This is a genomic window from Arachnia propionica (assembly GCF_003859805.1).
Lineage (GTDB): Bacteria > Actinomycetota > Actinomycetes > Propionibacteriales > Propionibacteriaceae > Arachnia > Arachnia propionica_C.
The window spans coordinates 124035-144034 of sequence record NZ_RQZG01000004.1; the positions used below are offsets into that span (position 1 = coordinate 124035).

Genomic DNA, 20000 nt, shown 5'->3' on the forward strand with positions numbered 1-20000 from the left:
GGTCAGCTGCGTTTCTGGATGCTGGCCCACTCGTCCTTCAGCCCGACGGTGCGGTGGAAGGTCATGGGGACCTCGTCGTCGACGGCGAAGTAGCCGAGACGCTCGAACTGAACCACCTGACCGGGCCGGGCGTGCTCGAGCGAGGGCTCCACCTTGGCGTTCGTCAGCAGTTCACGCGAGTTCGGGTTGAGGTCATCGAGGGCCTCACCGGTGCGCTCCCCGGGGGCCTCGGCCGTGAACAACCGGTCGTAGAGGGCCACCGTCGCATCCAGGGCGTGCGGGGCGGAGACCCAGTGCATGGTCGACTTCACCTTGCGGCCATCGGTCGGTGTGCCACCGCGTGACTCCGGGTCGTAGCTGCACCGGACCTCGACGATGTCGCCCGCCGCGTCCTTGACCACCTCCTGGGCGGTCACCAGGTAGGCGCCACGCAGCCTCACCTCACGTCCGGGTGAGAGCCGGAAGTACTTCGGGGGAGGGACCTCGCGGAAGTCGTCCTGCTCGATCCACAGTTCGCCGGTGAAGGGGACCCTGCGGGTACCGTCGGCCTCGTCCTCCGGGTTGTTGACCACGTCGAACCACTCGACCACCGGGGTGCCGTCGGCGTTCGTGGGCCAGCCGTCGAGGACCACCCTGAGGGGGCGCAGCACCGCCATCCGGCGCTGCGCGGTGGCGTTGAGCTCCCGGCGGACGTAGCTCTCCAGTTCCTCGATGGCCTTGCGGGAGTTGGTGCGGGTGGTGCCGACCTCCCGGCAGAACGCCCGCAGCGCGGCAGCCGGGTAGCCGCGACGGCGCAGCCCCCGGATGGTGGGCATCCGGGGATCGTCCCAGCCGTCGACCACGCCGTCGGCGACGAGCTTCTTCAGCCGTCGTTTGGAGGTGACGGTGTGGGTCAGCTCCAGCCGGGCGAACTCGTACTGGCGGGGCGGGGCGGTCTCCAGGTCCAGCTGGGCGAGGAACCAGTCGTAGAGCGGACGGTGGGACTCGAACTCGAGGGTGCAGATGGAGTGGGTCACCCCCTCGAAGGCGTCGGACTGGCCGTGCGCCCAGTCGTAGGTGGGGTAGATGCACCACCGGTCCCCCGTGCGATGGTGGTGGGCGTTGCGGATCCGGTACATCACCGGATCACGAAGCTGCATGTTCTCGTGGGCCATGTCGATCTTCGCCCGGAGCACCCTGGCCCCGTCGGGGAACTCCCCGGAGCGCATCCGCGCGAACAGGTCGAGGTTCTCGGCCACGCTGCGGTCCCGGAACGGCGAGTTGGTGCCGGGCACCCCGAAGGAACCACGGGTGGCGGAGATGGTCTCCCCGTCCTGGTCGTCGACGTAGGCCAGTCCCTTCTCGATGAGCAGCACCGCCCAGTCGTGCAGCTGGTCGAAGTAGTCGGAGGCGTGGCGTACATCCGCGGGCTCGTAGCCCAGCCAGCGGATGTCCTCGATGATGGAGTCGACGTACTCCTCCTCCTCGGTCTCCGGGTTGGTGTCGTCGAGCCGCAGCATGCAGGAGCCGCCGAAGTCCTGGGCGGTGCCGAAGTCCACGACGACGGCCTTGGCATGGCCGATGTGGAGGTAGCCGTTCGGTTCGGGGGGGAACCGGGTCTGCACCCTGCCGCCGTATGTGCCCGCCTCGTTGTCGCGACGGATCGCATCGGTGATGAAGTTGCTGGGGACGACCGGTTCGCTCATGGATGCGAAGGTATCACTTTCTCGAGGACGACTGACCGCCCACCATCCGTTGCGACGCACCGGGGGAGGACCCGTCCTCCCGGCCCCGGTGCACTGCACCGTCGATGGCGCGCGTCACGGGAGTCGTCTCGGTGTCGCCCCGCACGGGATGCCGGCGGAGACGATCACGGCCACCTGTCCTCGCGGCGGCAAAGGGGTGCGGCCCGGCTCCGTTCCACGGGGGAAGCTCCCGGGCCGGGACCGGACACGCCCCGCGAACGGCGACGTGGATGATCATCCCGTCCCCAGGGGAAGCACGACGTCCCCGCACTCCGCAGCGAGTTCCCGGTCGTGGGTGACGACGGCGACGATCCGGTTGTCGGCCGCGAGATCGTGCAGCAGCTCACCGATCGCGTGCATGCCATCGCGGTCGAGGCCGGAGGTGGGTTCGTCGAAGAACACGAGATCGGAGTCAGCCGTCACGGCGGCTGCGACGGCGACGCGCTGACGTTGCCCACCCGAGAGCGCCATCGGGTGATGGTCCTGGAGCCCGGCCAGGCCCAGATCCTGCAGCACGTCGGTGACGTCGGTGGCGGTGACCCCGTTGGTGAGCTCGCCGTGGACCGTGTCGAAGAACAACTGCCGGTTGACGTCCTGCATGACGACATGGCTGCGCTGCAGCAGGGCACGACGGTGGATGGGGCGGCCGTCGAGCAGGATGGTTCCCCGGGTGGGGCGACTCAGTCCCGAGAGCACCCGCACCAGGGTTGACTTCCCGGCGCCGTTGCGGCCGGTGATGACGGTGACCTTCCCGCGGGGCAGCTGGAGGCTCGGGAGGTCGAGGACGGGATCGAGGCCGCGGCCGTGTCTGAAGACCAGATCGGAGACCGACAGCCCCTGCGAGACGTCGTGGTGGGCCGAGGCCGGGGGCATCGACTGCCACCGGGGCTCGTGGAGTTGCCGAAGGCCGAGCCGACGTCGCCGGGACTCGTCCATGGCGTAGAACTCGGCGGCAGGCAGATCCAGCCGGACCCTGCCCTGCTCCAGCACGATGACCCGGTCCACGAGGTGCCGGAGAAAGGCCAGACGGTGCTCCGCGATGAGCACGGTCGCCCCTTCGGTCCGCAGCTGGCCGAGCAACTGCTGCACGGCCAGGACACCGGTGTCGTCGAGGTTGGAGGTGGGTTCGTCGAGGACGTGGATCCGGGGTTCGTTGACAGCAGCGGCGGCGATCGCGATCTGCTGTTTCTGGCCTCCCGAGAGATGGGCCATCCGACGATCCAGCAACTGTGTCATGCCCAACCGCGTGGTGACGGTGCGGATCCGCTCCCGGATGAGCTGTGGCGCCAGCCCTGCGTTCTCGCCGGCGAAGGCCAGCTCAGCGGTGGAATCTGCGCAGAAGAACTGGGTACGGGGGTTCTGGAAGACCGTCGAGACGATCCGCCCCATCGCATGGAGTTCGTGCTCGGCCGGGCGCAGCCCCGTGACCTCGACGATGCCGCGAACGGTCGCCTCGTGCAGGTGGGGGATCAGGCCATTGACCAGTCTGACCAGTGTGGACTTGCCACAGCCGCTACGTCCGGTGACGAGGACGACCTGGCCGGGCTCGAGGGTGAGGTCGACGTCCTGGAGCGCGTCGACCGTGGCCCCGGGGTATCGGACGAAGACCCCGTCGAGGCGTACCGCCGGGCTCATGGGAGGATCCCGAACGCATGGGCGGCCACGACGGCGACCACCACGGCCAGCAACAGGTCGGCGAGGCCGAGCCGCAGGTCGACGATGGTGGTGCGGCCCGACGAGGAGCCGAATCCCCGGCTCAGGGCGGACGCGGTCAGTTCGTCCCCTGCCCTGACCGCGGCCGCGAGAAGAGGGATGACCAGGTGTTCGGAGGTTCTGATGGGGTGTCGGACCATGGACCAAGGCCCTGTGACCAGGCCACGCATGCGCATCGCGTCACCGATGGCCCGGGCCTCGGTCGCCACGGTCGGGATGAACCGGAGCACCACCGCGATCGGGACGAGGAGGAACCGCGGAAGACGCAGCCGCGTCATCGCCGCCACGAACTCGGTGGGACGCACGACGGTGATCAGGAACCAACCGAATGCCCCCGCCAGACAGTAGCGCCACACGAAGGTCACCGCGATGCCGAGAGCACCGGCAACCGGCCCCTGGAGCAGTCGCAGGACCTGGGCGGTGCCCAGCAGCAGGGCGGCGGTGACCAGCAACCAGGCGAACTGACGCCACAACCGGTGCAGGATGAGCAGACCGATCAGCACCAGGGCGGCGATGAGATCGACATGGCGGGGAAGGCTGGCGAGCACCAGGGCGTCCATGAGAACCACGGACACCACCAGGACACGGACGTCGAACACTCAGGCCAGACCAGCCCGCTCGAAGTGCTTCGACAGGGCGCGTCGACCGATGAAACCGCCGACCAGCCCGACGAGGAAGGTGAGCAGGATCATGAGGATGACCACCGGAGGGCTGAACAACGTGGCGAAGGCCTCCGCCCAGTCGGGCCCCATCTGGTCGCGGTAGCTGGCCAACAACTCGTCACGCATGAACAACAGGGGCAGATAGGCCCCGACCACCCACAGGCTGAACACACCGTAGGACGAGATGGTCGCCAAGGGAGCACGGAAGTCGCCACGTGAGGCGAGGGCATCGGCTCCCAGACCGGCCAACAGCGCGGTGATCATGCTCACGGGATGGTGGCCAGTCAGGGTGACCAGGAGACCCAGCAGGACAGCGAACAACGTGATGAGACCGAAGTGTCGGACCCGGGTCAGGAACAGCATGAAGGTGATGCCGTTGACGATGATCCCCAGGTTTCCCCCGATCAGCTGGAGCGCCGGGGTGATGGCACCGAGCATGTTGAACACGTAGTGGATCACGGTGAACACGGCGGTGAAGATGCCCAGGGAGATGAGCTCTTTGGACGTGAATTTCATGGATTCTCCTTCTCGGTGAGGACGTGAGGTCTCAGGGTGTGGCGACGCGTCGCCTCGCGATGTGGTCGCCGACCAGGCGGCAGCACTGCAGCCGTGGTGCCGCATGGTGGAAGTGCCCGCCGTCGACGAGCTGCACCCCGTCGAAACGAGCGGCATGACGACACCAGGCGGCGGCCCCCGTCGCGGTGACCTCTGGATCGTGGTCACCGTTGATCACGAGGATGCGCGGGATGCGTTGTCTGGTGACGGTGCGATGGGTCTCGACCATGCGGTAGTCCTCACGAATGGCGGGAAGGAACAGATCGGCGAGCTCTCGCAGCGCGAAGACCTCGGCGTTGTGATGATCGAGGCGCACCAGGTCGGCGATCAACTCATGGTCCGGACGGTTGTGCAGGATGGAACGGCGAGGAGCGCTGCAGGGGGCGTCATGCCCGGAGACGACCAGCTCCGGAGCACCCCCGGACCCAGTCAGCAGGCCAGCGACCTCGTGCGCGACGAGCGCGCCCATGGAGTGCCCGAACAGCACGGGGTCAGGCAGGTGGCGAAGGTGGTGGGCGACCTCCTCGGCCAACTCCGTCAGGGAGCCGGGATGCGGTTCGTCGATCCTGTGATCGCGCCCGGGATAGGTGACTCCCAGCAGATGGACGCCGGGGATCCTGCCGACCCAGTGGCGGAAGAACCGGGGGCTGCCCCCGGCATGGGGGAACAGGACCAGGGCACGTCCCGCTGGGCAGGCGCCGGGAAGAGTGGCGACGACCCTGCTCATCGGATCGCCGCCAGCAGGTCGATCCTGTCGGTCGGGGGTTCGGCGGTCACCGGCACGGGGGGTGGCAACTCAGCTGAGATCGTCTCCCACAGCCGCAGCACGCCGAGCGTGCGTTGGGTGGGCAGGGCGCGCGGTGCGGTGAGCAGTTTCGAGATCGCCCGGTGGATGGCGCTGGGCCACAACCGGCCCAGCGCGTCCTGGATGCTGGGCTCCTGTTCGGGAGGCAGGACCACGGCTGCAGGAACCGTCAGGGCCGGGGGGAGGTTTCCCGTCATGTGGATCCGGGGCTGCCACCTGGTGGGGCCGTGAGGGTGGTCGATGTGCAACTCGCCGTCGCCACAGCTCACCGTGACGGACATCAGGGGTTGTGCCAGGTTGTCCGGATCGGCGGGGTCGAGCCGGGCCCCGATCACGAGGTCGACCTCCGTGCCCGCCCAGTCCAGTCGTGCCAGGTGACCCTCGACACCGGGAAACACCTCGGCCTGACGTGGGGGCGGACCCTGGAGCAGTTCCGCCAGGACGAACAGGGTGGAATGCATGGTCTGCCCGCAGCTGCGGGCCACCACTCGATGGGCGGGGGAGTGACGCTGCAGTTCCTGTCCTCGGGCGATGAAACGGCGCATCGGGTCCAGGTGGAGATAGAACGGGTTGACGTCGAATCCGGCGTTGCCGCGGCGAGCCGCGCGCAACGACTCGGCCAGATCGCGGGTGTGCACGGGAAGCTCCTGCAGCACGGGAATCCCACGGCTCAGCAACGTGGCCGCGATCTCGTCCCCGGCACCCCCGATCACCGAGGCACGCACGGCCACGACCGCGGCATCGACGTCGGTGACCTCCGCGAGGGGGCGCAACGGTACCCCACACTCATCGGCCAGGTCACGGGAATGACGCCCCCCGGCACCCACGATGCAGGCCAGCTCCGCGGGGGCCGCGGGGTGGCGCAGTGCTCTGGCGTAGTGGGCCCCGAAGGTCGCCCCCACCACCGCCACGCGCGCGCTCACAGCTCCCCCTCCTCGATCGTGGCGGTCTCGCCGAAACCGGGACCGACTCCGAGACTGAGGCGAACCCGTGGGGCGAGCATGTCCGCCAGTCGGTTCCACGATGCGGCAGGGTCGGTGTGGGAGCAGGCGTTGTGGGCGCCGGGAGGTGCGTCGGTGACCAATGCGGTCGCGGCGCAGACGGCTCCGGTCGCGGCGTAGGAGTCGGTGCACGAGACCCTGGCCCAACTGCGTTCCCGACCGTCGGTGGCCTCGACCAGGATGTGGAAGTACGGTTGCCGACCGAACAGGTCGGTACGGGCAGCGGCGATCGCCTCCTGAACGCTGGCATCCCCGCCCAGACAACGTCCCAGGACCGTCGCGGTCACGGCCCCGTCGGTGACATTGGCCCAGTGCAGGTGCTCCGAACCGGATGCCCTGGCCCTGTCCTCCGCCTCCTCGTCGAGGTGGCTGTGTGCGACAGCGCTCGGTGGGAACGGTGCGGGGGGCGGCGGGGTCTGTTCGGGACGCACGGCCACGTGCCGCCCCCTGGCCAGCATCGTGCCCACCCGGTTGCCCTGCTGGGCGGCATGCAGGTACTCCTGGATCCCGGCCAGTGTGAGGGGCTGGAGGCCACCGCACCAGCCATGGACCTGCCGGGGTGGCTGCCCGAGGCGAGCCGTGGCCACGGTGACCGCGAGTCCGACCAGCCCGGGCTGCACCCCGGCACCGAGCAACGCACTCGTCCCCGATGCCGCCGCCAGTGGTGAGAGCACCGGGACGAGCCCCTCCGCTCCGGGATCCACGAAACGCACCCCTGCCTCCAGCACCAGCCGGGCCACGGCCTCGGAGTAGCGGTGTGACGGCCCCGCGCAGCACACCACCACATCGGCATCGACCAACAGGTCGGCGATGGCCCCGGACGACTGGTTCCCAAAGAGCAGGTCCTCCAGGTCCAGACCGGGGTGGATCCTCGCCCCGGGGCAGGCCGCGGCGACCTGTGTGGCGTCACGCCCCACCGCGAGGACCTCGACCCCGGCGGTGAGCAGCTGCGCCACGCAGGAGCGTCCCACGGCTCCTCGTGCCCCCAGGACCACGGCCCTCATCGTTCCCACCTCCGGTTCAGGATCGTGACGACACCGTCGGCGTTGTCGGGGCCGAGACAGTCGAAATGGGTTCCCTCGATGTCCTGCACGTCGAGTTCACCGAGGCAGAACGTCGACCAGAAATCCGTCATGTCCTCGCGAAGGGTGGGCAGGAAGTGCAGGTCGCCACGCTGACGCAGGAAGCAGATGTCGCCCAGGTAGGCGGGGGCGTCCCACTGCGCGACCGCTGCCATCGACTGTCGGAAGACCTCCTTGACCAGTGCCAGGGTCTCGGGGGTCCAGGTGCTCCGGGGATCACTCACGGCCAGACGCCGCAGCCTCTCCCCGGAGTCGGCCGGGGCGCGATCCAGTGCCGCTGCCAGTTCCGGCTCGGCCACCTCCCGGATGGCACCCGGGGCGATCCGCGTGGGGGAGTGCCGACGCACCTCGGTCAGGGCCCGACCCAGGGCGTGTTCGTCGACATCGATGCCGGCATCGGCGGGGTCGAGGTGGAGCAGTTTCGCGAACGAATGATCCAGCATCAGTTCGTCCTCGACGGCGAACGGGATTCGGTAGGAACTCACCACCGTGCAGCCCGTGACCTCGATGTCGGCCTCGGCGAGCCGAGTGGCCACGCCGGCCGCGATCAGGCCACCCATGCAGTAGCCGAACAGCTGCACCCGTGAGACCCCGAGCGAGATCAACTCGGTGGCGTAACGGTCGGAGAGCTGATCCAGGAGCTCGGCGGGAGGGGTCTCCAGGTAACCGTCGTCCGTGGTTCGTCGAAGGCCGAGGACACGGGGCCGAGGTGTGGTGCGCCGCAGGACCTCGATCACGTCCTGATAGGGCGCCAGTCCCCCCGAGCCGTCATGGACCAGCACGAGGACCTCGTCCCCGACACCGTCGGCCGGCAGCAGCTCGGTCACCGCGGACTGTGCGGCCCCACCGGGACCGGTGTCCTCCTCGGAGGTGAACGTTCGGGCACACCCGGCGATGGTCGGGTCCGCGACGATGCGGCGCAACGCGTCGTCCCACGCCACGGCCTCGCCGCCGGGCAACTCCCTGCGGAGCCGCCCGATGCTCCGGGCGAGCAGCAACGAGTCACCCCCGAGGTCGAAGAAGTTCGAGCCCGGGTGAAGCGGGGTTCCGGGCAGCCCCAGCACCTCCTGCCAGATGGCGGCCACGCGCTGCTGGCAGGGATCCAGTTCGGTGGCGGTGCTGCTCGTGGAGAGGGAGAGCCCCGGCTGGTCGGTCAGGGCCGCCACCCTCGCCCGGTCGATCTTGCCGTTGGCCGTCAGCGGCAGTGAATCGAGGATCGCGACGGTGCGGGGCACCATGTAGTGCGGTAGCGTCGAGGCGAGATGGGCGATGATCCGATCGGGATCGAGCGGAGCCTGCCCACCGCCGGTGGTCGCCCAGAGGGCGTGCTGGTTCCCGATCCGCATCGGATGGTCCGGTCCTTCCGGGAAACACCCCGCCAGGGTGAACGGGGACTCGGCCAGGACCTGGACCCACTCCGTGAGATCGAGGAAGGGCTTTCCGGTCTCGTTGCGCAGATCCGTGAAATCGGACAGACCTTCCTTGAACTCCATCGTGGTCATGAGGGTCGGGTTCACCACGGTGGAGTCGATCGCGGCCAGCACGCCCCCGGGGACCAGCAGTCCTGCCAGTCCCTCCAGGACCTGGGGGATGTGACGGGCGTTGTGCAGGACGTTCGCCGAGAGGATGACATCCACCGAGCCGGGGACCACACCGTCGGGTGAATTGATGTCGAACAGGCCGGTGCGCAGGCTCGGCCATCGTGTGGTGACCTCCTCGAAGAAGAACCGCGACACATCGGTGAACAGGTAGTCCACGCCGGTGAGGTCGTTGCCCAGCACGGTGCCGAGGGCTTCGAGCACCGCATCCGTCGTGCCTCCGACACCCCCACCGATCTCCAGCACCCGGAGGGTTCTCCCGGCCTCCTCGGCCCGACGGGCCAGCTCCGCGATCCCGGTGGCGACCACGGTGTTGATCCACCTGGCGAACAGGTTCTCGCCGTAGGCGGCCCGCGCGACATGGGTGTTCCCCTCCGGGAACAGCAGGGCCAGGGGATCGACGTCCCCGCGCAGCAGGCCCGGTAGTTCGTCGAGACAGCGACGGACATAGGCGAGGTGTTCGCTGCCGTACCCGATGTGCCGATCCAGCTGCTGGATCCGGTCCCAGCGTGCCTTCTCCTCGGCCACGTCCGGGGTGCGCAGCAGCTGGACGGTCTGGTCGGCCATGGAGACCCAGCCCCTCTCACAGAGCATGGCGACCCAGCGCTGCACGAGATCGGCATGCCGACCGGCGCCCAGGGTGTCGATCAGCCCGGTCATCCCGTGCCCCTCACCCCGTGCCACCTGGACCGCCATCCGGTGCAGCGCCGACTCCTCGACGAGCGCGGCCAGCTCGAGCATCGATTCGACGTCCAACCCGGCGGTGAAGTCCCGGTCCGCGGCGCTCATCACGCCGGTGACGGCCGCCGCGCGTTCGGCATGGAACAGGGCGTGATGGTCACCGGTCTCCGGCAGGACCGCCGCGACCAGGGTGCCGCTGCCCGAACCCGAACGGTTGACGGCGGCGACGGCCCGGGCGACCCCGGGGATGGCCCCCAGCACGGATTCGATCTCCCCGAGTTCGATCCGGTGGCCACGGATCTTGACCTGCCCGTCGATCCGTCCGAGGAACTCGATCCGGCCATCGGGAAGCATCCGCCCTCGGTCACCGGTGCGGTAGCACCGTTCCCCGGTGGCGGGGTGGGTGAAGAAGGCAGCAGCCGTCAGCCCCGGATCCCCCAGGTAGCCGGCGGCGACACCGTCGCCCCCGATCACGATGTCTCCGATCTGGCCGATCGTCGCCGGTTCGTCCTCGGCGTTGAGGACCCAGATGCCCTGGTCGTCCATCGCTGTCCCGTAGGGCACCGAGCGTGCGGTCTCGGGCAGTGGGGCAGTGACCTCGTTCAGGACCGACCAGATGGCTGCCTCGGTGGCACCACCGAGTGCCCAGAACCGTGTGTTCGGGGCGTGGCGCCATGTCTGGGCGGGCTGCCCGACCGGAACCCAGTCCCCCGAGACCAGAACCACCCGCAGGGCGAGTTCCGCGGTCGGTTGTCGCCCCTCGAGGTGGTCGAGCAGCAGCTGCAACTGGGCGGGGACGGAGTTCCACACGCTCACCCGGTGTTCCACCAGGGAGGCGGCCCAGGCACTCGGATCCGCAGTCGTGCCGCTCGTCGGGATCACCATGCGTCCACCGACGCCGAGGATCCCGAACATGTTGAACACCGACAGGTCGAAGCTGTGCCGGGACACCGCCAGGACGGCATCGGTGGACCCGAGCCCGAGGCGTGCCTCAAGATCAGCGAGAGTCGTGCGGGCCTGCCGGTGCGTGACCACGACTCCCTTGGGGTGCCCCGTCGATCCCGAGGTGAAGATGACGTAGGCCTCGGCGTCGGGAGGGACCGTGCCGGACGGCAACTCCACGGGCCGGTCCGCCCGGCCCCGCAGGACCTCGTGCAGCTCATCCATCAGTTCGGTGCCGGAGTCGATCAGCATCGTCTCGCCCTCGCGTCGCAGGACCTCGAGCACCGCCTGACGTCTCGCCTCGGGCCAGTCGGGCTCCAGGGGGACGTAGCATCCCCCTGCCAGCAGCACACCGAGCTCGACCGCGACCTGCGCCGCACCGGGCGGCAGCACCACCGCCACCCTCGGAGCTCCCCCTGCCGTGAGGACGTGCCGACTCACCGTCGTCGCCGCTGCCATGAGCTGCCCCCGGGACACCACGTGATCGCCGTCGATGACGGCAGGGGCGGTCGGGTCCTCACGCCACCGGGCGATGAGGGGCTCGTGCAGGGTGGCTGGCAGGACGTCCAGACGCCCGGTGCGCTCGATGGCCGCAGGGGCGCGTCGTCGCAGCGGGTCGGTGGCAGGGATCCCGTGGCGGCTGATCGTGTCGACGAGGTCGGAGAAGTCGGCGAAGGCGGCATCCAGCACGGTGGCCGAGATCCCACCGTCCCTGCTGTCCCAGTCGATGCTCACCCCACCCTGTCCGGGGACGGGGGAGAACTGGATGTCCAGGAGCACCTGAGGGGTCTGGCTCAGACCGTGTCCCGGACGTGGGCGCAGCACCGGGTCGGGGAGCACCGCGGCCCCGGCACCGATGGTCGAGGTGATCACCACCGGCACCTGGAAGCGTTCTCCACCCTGCCCGGCCGCGATGAGCCGGGACAGTTCGACACCGGAGAGGGCATTGTGCTGCAGGGCCTCGAAGGTCGCTTCCTGGGCGGTGGCCGCCAGCTCGGTCAACGAGACATCGGCGCGGCCGTCCACCTCGACCAGGAGGGTGCTGGTGAAGTCCCCCACGATCCGGTTCACGTCAGGGACCACGGGCTTGCGATCCGCCAGGGTCATCGCGACGAGACCGCGGTCGGGGCCACCGTGACGGTGCAGCACCCGCGCCACTCCTGCCACCAGCAGCGAGGTCGTCGTGACACCACCGTCCCGGGCTGCGGTCTCGACTCCCTGCCACTGTTCGTCGGACAGGTGGTGACTGCGTCGGGTGAAGCGGATCGTGGCGTCATGGTGTCCTGTCGGGGCCGTCGGGTCCCCGGACTCCGGGGAGAGGGTGATCGGCTCCGCGAGGGTGGTGGCCCGCTCGCTCCAGAATTTCTCTGCCCGGTCGTGCTCGGCCCTTCCCCGGGGTGAGGCGGCCTGTTCCCGGACCGTCGCGAGGTAGTCACGGAATGTCAACGACGGCGGCTGGACCGGGCGTCCCGACAGCACCGAGGCCAGGTCGCCCAGGATGACACCCAGGCCGATGAAATCGGTCAGGAGCAGATCCACGGAGACGTGCAGGACGATGTCCTCCACACCGACGGTGACGACCACGTCGATCAGCGGTTCCAGGGTGCTGACATCGGTGATCGACCCAGTGACGACGGGGTGGGTCCGGGTCTGCAGCTGCTCCCTGACGGTCTCCCTGTCGGATGCGCTCCTGACCCGGAGCGGGACCTCGAGGTCAGGGACCACCTGTTGCCACCCCTCGCTGTGGACGATCGCCCTCAGCATCGGGTGACAGTCGACGACCTGGCGCCAGGCGTCGCGGAGACGGCCGACGGGATCCTCGCCCAGGACCGTGGGGTCGACGTCGAACTCGGCGTAGCCGTGGCAGCCGACACCACCGTCGCTGAAGGCGCTGGTGCGTCCCACCAGGTAGGACCCCTGCACATCGGTGAGGGGGAACGGGTCATGGGCGCCGTCCGGATCACGCCGTACCTGGTCCTGACCCCGGTGCCGCAGCAGATCCATGATCTGGGCCCGGGAGTCCTTGATGCGATTCCTGAGGTCGACGGTGAGCGCCCCTTCGGGAGCACGGAACCGCAGCGTCTCGCCGTCCACCCACAGGGTCACCCCGATGGCGTCGAGATGTTCGATCAGTGCCGTGGGTGTCACAGTGTTCCCTCCTCGATACCGGTGGTGGAGTCGTCAATGGTGGATGGATGGGGGGACAGGCCGCTCACAGCGGTGACGAACCTGTCCAGATCGGGATTGACCAGGAGCATTCGCAGGTCGATCCCCGGATGGATCCGTTCGCGGAGCAACCGGACGCACCGGGTCGCCCGCAGCGAGTCACCACCCGCGGTGAAGAAGTTCAGTCCCTGCCCCCCCGGTGGGAGATCCAGGATCTCCCGCCAGATGTCGTGGATCTGATCGTGCAGCGTTGCCCCGGCCTGGGAGGGGGGCGTGGCGACCGGGGCGACCGAGGCCGCCAGCCGGGTCACGATCCCGGACACGTGGTGCTGCACCTCGGTGCTGCCCAGCAGCTCGGTGACGTGGTCAGCGGTCAGGTGCAGCCCGTGTGCATCGGCCGAGACCTGGAGGTCGAGCATGGTCTGAGGGGTCTGTGAAGCGGCATGGACCAGCCGACCGAAGCCGAAGTCGTCGAGGCGGGTGCCCTCGGGCGCGAGACCCAACCCGCAGGTGAAGACCACGGGGAGGAGCGCGGCCACGGGGTCCCCGGTGCGCTGCAGCACCCGACGTTGCACCCACAGGGTTCCTGCGGTGTCGTGGTCCCCTGCTTCGGCGAGCTGGGTCTGGATGCGGGCAGCCAGGTCCCACAGTTCCTCGTCGGGTCGGACGTGGCAACCGACCGGAACCAGGGAGGTGAAGTCCCCGACGACCCGGTCGATGCCCGGTTGGGTCGGGTCACGATCGAATCGGGTCACGTTGACGGTGAGTTCCTGCTGGCCTGACCAGGCCGCGAGTTCGCCCGCGTAGGCGGCCAGCACCACCGCGGCAGGAGTCACCCCGTTCCTCGCCGCAACCGTGCGGACCTGCTGCCACGTCGAGGGGTCCAGATCAGCTGCGACACGTGCGAAGGTGGGCCCGTCCACCCGGGTGAGTCGTTCCCGGGGCACCAGGTCGGGGGCCGCAGGCAGGCGTTGCGCGACCTGGTCCCAGTACTTCCGGTCCTCCTCGACCCGGTGTCGTGAAGCGGCATCGGTGGGTGACTCACCGGTGACCCAGGGGTGGGCGGCAACGTGATCCGCGAAGGAGGGGCCGGGGGGAAGCGGGCTCGTGTCACCGCCGTAGCGCCGCCCGATGTCTGCGAGCACGAGCAGCATCGATGCGCCGTCGAGCACGGCGTTGTCCATGCCGATCCCGATCGTGGCGGCCTCTCCCGGCTCACGCCGGAAGCGGATCACCAGCGCCGAGTTCCGGCTGAGATCGACCACCTCGGTCCTGGTGGCGCCGCGGGGATCCGGGTGTTCGGTGACCACCGACGGCACGGTGTCGACGATCCGGGCCTCCTGGTCGACGAGGGTGCGCAGCCCCGGATGGTCCCGGACGACGGTCTCGACCGCGGCCGTGAAACGGGCGGCGTCGAAGTCGTCGCACCGGAACTCGTAGTAGCAGTGCGCTGAGACCCCACCCAGCAGCTGTTGGGGAGCTCGCCCGGCCAGATAGGCCTGCTGCACCTCGGTGAGGCGGTGTCCTGGGCGGGGGGTCTCGGGCGAGGGGACCGGTCCCGGTCCAGCAGGGGTGGGTGGACTGCTCGTGTCGCGGGTCGACAGCAGGGCGGCGAGATCTGCCAGGCGCGGGTGGTTGAACAACTCCACCAGCCGTGGCCGATGTCCTGCCGCACGAAGGTCGGCCAGGACACGGGTCGCCGTCAGTGAGTCCCCACCGAGGGCGAAGAAGTCCGAGTCGTCATCCACCCCGGAGACGCCGAGATGACGCTGCCAGAGGTCGCGCAGCAGGTTCCGGACCCCGACGGCCGGTGGACTCGACGGTGCGGGTTCCGGCGCTGCTGCGATGGTCGGGGCCGGTGCTCGTGAGACGGTCGGGGAAGGGGCCTTGGCCCGGGCATGCAGGATCAGGAAGGCGGGGTCGTGTGCAGTCACCGACACCGGACGCCATCCGGCCTCCTCCACCATCCGCCACCAGTGGGGCAGCCCTTTCAACGGACCGTCGGCCTTGACGACGTCCGGGTTCACCAGGGCTGCGGACAGCAGTGAGGTGATCTGGAGGTCGGGGATCTCGAGGACCCAGCAGCGCCCACCGGAGATCCGGGTCAGTTCGGTGCGTAGCCGAGGGTCCCGGTGCAGCGACGCGCAGGCCACCACCAGGTCGACGGGCTCCACCGGAGCACTCTGGAGGGCACGCACACCGCGGTCGAGAGCCAGGTCACGCAGCAGGGCGTCGGGCTCGACGCTGATCCATCGGAGTCGGTCGGCACGTCCCGGGTCCGTGGTCCGCAGCGCGGCGAGAACCACATCGCGGAAGAGACCGATGCCACAGCCGAGCTCGACCACGGTGGCAGGATCGGGCAGCCCCCGGATCACGGAGACCAGGTCCTGCAGCACCGCGTCGATGCCGGGACTGGCCAGCAGGAGGGCCTGAGGCGACAGATCGGGGTGCTCCAGCAGCGTCGTCGCCCGGGAACGCCCGGTGATGCAGTCCGCCAGCAGCCCGGCGAGGTCCGGAGGTACAGGGACGGGGGCGGTGGTGGGCTGGTATGCGTGCCAGGCCGCCGCAACCGCCTCGAGCCCCGGCCGGACTGGATGATCCGCGGCTGCTTCACGGGCACTCACCAGGAGGGATTCCTGCCAGGCCAGGTCACCGGGTCCCGGGGAGGAGGCCTCGGGTGCGGAGGGAGCGACACCGAGGGCTTCGGCCATGCCGTGCAGGAGCAGGTCGATCACGTCGCCGTCGACGATTCCCTCGGGGTGGTCGAGGCGGATCTCGAGGCCGTCGTCGCGGGACTCCACCTGACAGTCGACGAGGACACCGGGGGTGCTGGTCAGGGACCACACCGGCCGGAGGTGACCGACGGTGGCGTCCCGGGCCGTCGCCACCCCGATGGTGCTGGTGAAGACCACCGGGTACGCTGCCCGGCCCGCGTGGACGATGCGGTTCCCATCCGGCGCGATCCCGCCGGCGGCCCGTCCGAGTGCACTGTGCACCTCGGCGAGGTCCACCCCGGGGCCCGCAGCACACAGGGACAGCGTGGTGAAGTTCCCGAGCACCTCGTGGTCGAGATCTGCGGGGCGGTAGGACACGGGCACGATGATCCCCATGCGTTCCTGACCGGTGACCCTGCCCAGCTGCTCGGCGAATGCGTGCAGCAGCAGGGCCGATTCGGTGACCCCGAGTTCGCGGGCACGTCGGGTCAACTGGGCCACCTGGGCGGTCGGGACGTGGAGGCGACGGCTGGCCGCCCACACCGGTTCGCCGGAGGGGTGGCGGTGGGCCAGGGTGGGTGCCGGGGGCAGTGCCGGGGCGTCCTCGGGAACCGGGTCCTCCTCGATGGCCGCCTGCTGGGCGCAGTGTCGCCGGAATGCCGTGAGGTCTGGTGCCACGCTCAGGCGACGGGCAACGCCGGCGGCGTCATCGAGCAGACAGGAGAGGACGCAGGCGAGTGAGCGGGCGTCCAGCGGAAGATAGCTCAGGCGCAGGCCGACGCGTCCTGGGGTCCCGTCGGTCAGCAGCTCCAGCACCGGTGAGTGTTCCAGGTCCAGGACCGGGTCACGGAGCGCCGTGGTGAGGTCCGCCACGTGACGAGGGACCACAGGGCTGCTGGCAGCCACGTCCTGGCAGGTGTCCTCGACCCTGCGACAACGCAGGACGTCGAGTTCGGCGACGAGGTCGGTCGCCGTGGCGGCCAGCCTCGCCAGATCGATCGCGGAGCCGTCGCGGGTCTCCAGGATCGTGGCGAACAGCGGTGAGGTGCGCACCACGCCGACCATGCCGTCGGCTCCCAGGGCGTAGGCCCGCTGCAGGGGGGTCAGCGGGAACGCTCCTGTCGGGGTCACCGTGGTCGTGGTGGTGGGGGAGGGGACACGAGTCCTGCGACAGAGCTGCTCCAGGTCTGTGAACCGAGGTGCTGAGAAAAGATCTGCGACGGTCACGTCCAGGCCATGACGTCGTAGCCTGGAACACAGGTCGGTCGCCATGAGGGAGTCTCCGCCCACTGAGAAGAAGTTCTGTTCCACGTCGACGTGGTCGACACCGAGCACCGCCATCCATTCCTCGGCGACCGGGGAGTCGACGGGGTCGGCGTGGCCGCCAGGACGTCCTGCCTCCAGGAGCTCTCTGGCCCAGCGGCGGTCCGTCTTGCCATTGCTCGTCAGGCGCAGTTCCTCGGCCCGGGCGAACACGGCGGGGATCATGTACCCGGGAAGACGTTCACGAAGTGCCGCGATGATGGTCTCGTCGTCAGGTCCTTCCCCGACGAGGACCGCACCCAGGGCCGACCGGTTCCGGATCGGGGTCACCACGGTCTCCTGCACCCCGGGGAGCTGATGCAGGGCATGCTCGACCTCGCCGCACTCGATACGGTGTCCTCGCACCTTCACCTGGGTGTCGGCACGACCGAGGAAGATCAGCAGTGGGCCAGGGAGCCACATCCCGAGGTCCCCGGTCCGGTACCAACGCTCGCCGTCGACCTCGACGAACCGGTCCGCGGTCAGCTCCTCGGCGGCGTGATATCCGGCCGCCACCCCGACCCCGCCGATCCACAGCTCACCGGTGACCCGGTCGGGACAGTCACGACCCGAGGGATCGGCGACCCGGTAACGCTGGCCGGACAGCGGGATCCCGTAGGGGATCGAGGCCCAGGCCGGGTCAAGGTCCTCCGGAGCGGTGACGACGAACTCGTTCGACCAGATGGCGGCCTCCGTCGCCCCTCCCATGGCCACCAGGCATGCCCCGGGAGCGACATCGGCCAACCGAGCGGGCAGCCCCGGGTCGATCCAGTCCCCCGAGCACAGCACCCGACGCAGTCCAAGCGGCTGGTCCGCGGCCACGCACAGCATCTCCGCCAGGTTCGGCACCGAGTTCCACACGGTGACGGCGTGTCTCCTCACCAGATCCGCCCAGTGGAAGGCGTCGCGGCGAGAAGCCTCGGAGATCAGCACGACCGCGCCACCGACGGAGAGGGGACCGAAGATGTCGTAGACGCTCAGGTCGAAGTCGAGGGCGGAGACCGCGAGGGTTCGGTCCGCGGGGCCCACGTCATTGCGGGAGTTGACGTCGGCCACGGTGTTCGCGGCACTGTGGTGCCGGATCGCCACCCCTTTCGGTTCACCCGTGGAACCTGAGGTGTAGATGATGTACGCCACCTGGTCCTCGTCCACGTCGACCGGGGAGCCCAGCTCGTGGCCGTCCTCGCTCGCGATGACATCCGAGTCGACGAGCAGGGCCATGCCCGATGCGTCACGGATGCGGGCCACCCGCTCCTCGGGTTGGTCGACCCCCAGCGGCAGGTAGCAGCATCCGGCGTACAGCACGGCGAGGACGGCAACCACCTGATCGGGTCCCTTGGGCAGACGGATCCCGACGACGGAGCCCGGGGCGACCGTGGCCGCGATCCGGCCGGCCAGCCCTCTCACCCGGGCCATCAGGTGCCGGTAGGTCATGACGCCCGTGGGGTGGGCCGGGTGCTGTGCGGGGTCCCACAGCAGTGCGGGGGCATCCGGGGTCCGCGTCGCCGCAGCGATGACGGGGGCATGGAGCAGACCTCCAGCGACTCGTGGGACGGAGTTCACCCTCGCTCGGGCATCGAGGGTGTCCTGGGGGAGGGTGATCAAGCTCTCCAGGGTGGGGTCGAGACCGTCGCGCCCGGCGGCTGCCAGCCTCAGCAGGGCGTTGATGAAGGTCGTGAACAGCTGCTCGGCGACATGAGGGTCGAGGGCTCCCCGCCGCACGTCGAAGGAGACGGTGACCCCGGCGTCGGTGATGCGGATGATCTGGCAGTCGATGATGACCTGTGGTGTGGAGGAGCGTGGGGTCTGGGCCTCACCGAGGGTCTCGATCACCTCGGCGGGGAACAGCGGTGTGTCCGGTGCGTAGGTGAAGACGTAGGGCGACATCCCGCTGTGACCTTCCTCAGCGAGCGCACGTCGGAGTTCCTCCGTGGCCTCGACGCCTCGTGAGAGACGGCACCGGAGCTCCTGTCCTGCTTCGGCCGCCAGGGTGGCCAGGTCAGACGCCGGGAGGGAGCGGTGCAGGAAGGTGCGTGTCCGGTCGGCGACGTGGTCCTCGGTGCCTCGGGTGTCCACCCCGGTGACGGTGACGATGAACTCCGGGACCGTCGACCAGCGACGCAGGCACTCCTCGAAGACCCCGAGCACCAGGGCGGTCGGGGAGACCCTCAGCCGACGGGCGTGTCCGGCGATGTGGCGCCAGGTCCCATCAGGGATCAGGTGGAGCAGCCGATCAGTGGTGGCCGTGGGGGTGGGTGTGCCTTCGGGGAGCTCGGGGGCGGGGAGGACCGGTTCGCGTCGTGGGTCAGGGTCACGTCTTGCCGACGGTGCAGGACGTCGTCCCAGCGCTGTGCTCAACTCCGGGAAGGTGTACCGGGTCAGTGGGGACGAGGGGTGGGCGAGACCCGCCGCGAGGTCAGCTGCCATCCGTCCGATCCCGGCGAGATCGGTGACGATGAGTGAGGCCAGGATGTGGACGATCGTCGTGCCATCCGGCAGCAGGGTGGCCTCGACGCTCCAGGTCCGTCCGGTGGTGAGGTCCACGGGGAAGTGGTTGAGCCGATGACGGATGGCCGTGAGTTCTTCCTCAGGCGTGGGACAGGAGCGCAGATCGTTGACCGTCAGGGTGGCGGGAGCAGGCCGACGATCCTTCAGGTGACCCGGGTCGGGCATCGTCGCCCGCAGCGAGGGATGTCGGTGGAGGCCACGTACTGCTGAACCCAGACGGTCGATGTCGATGGTTCGGCCTGCGAATTCCACATATCCCAGACAGTGTTGGCCACCGAGGGGTTGGTGTGGGTCGGCGCCGATGGCGTACGCAGCCTGGATCGGTGAGGTGGGAAGCGTGTCGGTCATGTCAGAGCTGGTCAACGAGGTCATCCGGTGGAGTCGAGGTGTATCAGGTTTGCTTAGGCTTTCAATGGTGTTGATGGGAATCGTAATCGATTGGTGGTCGTGCCTCGCACCGGGGGGTGCATTGGGAGAGGCCCGGCCGACCCAACAGGGTCGACCGGGCCTCTCGGCGTGGTCGGTGTGGAGGTGAACCGCTGCTTCG

9 protein-coding genes are annotated in these 20000 nt (G+C 69.3%); all 9 read right to left on the reverse strand.

Annotated features, from left to right (window positions below):
• Positions 1-2 precede the first annotated feature (2 nt).
• Positions 3-1685: a glutamine--tRNA ligase/YqeY domain fusion protein gene (locus tag EII34_RS04905; RefSeq protein ID WP_124843524.1), complete on the reverse strand. Its 1683-nt coding sequence runs from the start codon at positions 1683-1685 to the stop codon at positions 3-5.
• A 273-nt stretch (positions 1686-1958) separates the two neighbouring features.
• Positions 1959-3359 carry an ABC transporter ATP-binding protein gene (locus tag EII34_RS04910; protein ID WP_124843526.1) on the reverse strand — a complete coding sequence of 467 codons (1401 nt, stop codon included), beginning with the start codon at positions 3357-3359 and terminating at the stop codon, positions 1959-1961.
• Positions 3356-4036 (reverse strand): energy-coupling factor transporter transmembrane component T, encoded by a 681-nt coding sequence (locus tag EII34_RS04915; protein ID WP_124843528.1) that lies wholly within the window; start codon positions 4034-4036, stop codon positions 3356-3358. Before EII34_RS04915 ends, EII34_RS04910 begins: the two co-directional genes overlap by 4 nt.
• A complete protein-coding gene (locus EII34_RS04920) occupies positions 4037-4615 on the reverse strand; it encodes an MptD family putative ECF transporter S component (RefSeq protein WP_185711182.1) in 579 nt (192 codons plus the stop codon). It lies immediately after the preceding gene.
• A gap of 31 nt (positions 4616-4646) precedes the next feature.
• Entirely contained in the window at positions 4647-5381 is a 735-nt protein-coding gene (locus tag EII34_RS04925; protein ID WP_124843532.1) for a thioesterase II family protein, read from the reverse strand.
• Entirely contained in the window at positions 5378-6382 is a 1005-nt protein-coding gene (locus tag EII34_RS15900) for a Gfo/Idh/MocA family oxidoreductase (protein ID WP_185711183.1), read from the reverse strand. The genes EII34_RS04925 and EII34_RS15900 overlap by 4 nt, the downstream gene beginning before the upstream one ends.
• A complete protein-coding gene (locus EII34_RS16690) occupies positions 6379-7464 on the reverse strand; it encodes an NAD(P)H-binding protein (protein ID WP_185711184.1) in 1086 nt (361 codons plus the stop codon). The genes EII34_RS15900 and EII34_RS16690 overlap by 4 nt, the downstream gene beginning before the upstream one ends.
• A complete protein-coding gene (locus EII34_RS04935) occupies positions 7461-12911 on the reverse strand; it encodes a non-ribosomal peptide synthetase (protein WP_124843534.1) in 5451 nt (1816 codons plus the stop codon). The genes EII34_RS16690 and EII34_RS04935 overlap by 4 nt, the downstream gene beginning before the upstream one ends.
• A complete protein-coding gene (locus tag EII34_RS04940; protein WP_124843536.1) occupies positions 12908-19825 on the reverse strand; it encodes a non-ribosomal peptide synthetase in 6918 nt (2305 codons plus the stop codon). Before EII34_RS04940 ends, EII34_RS04935 begins: the two co-directional genes overlap by 4 nt.
• Between the last annotated feature and the right edge of the window lie 175 nt (positions 19826-20000).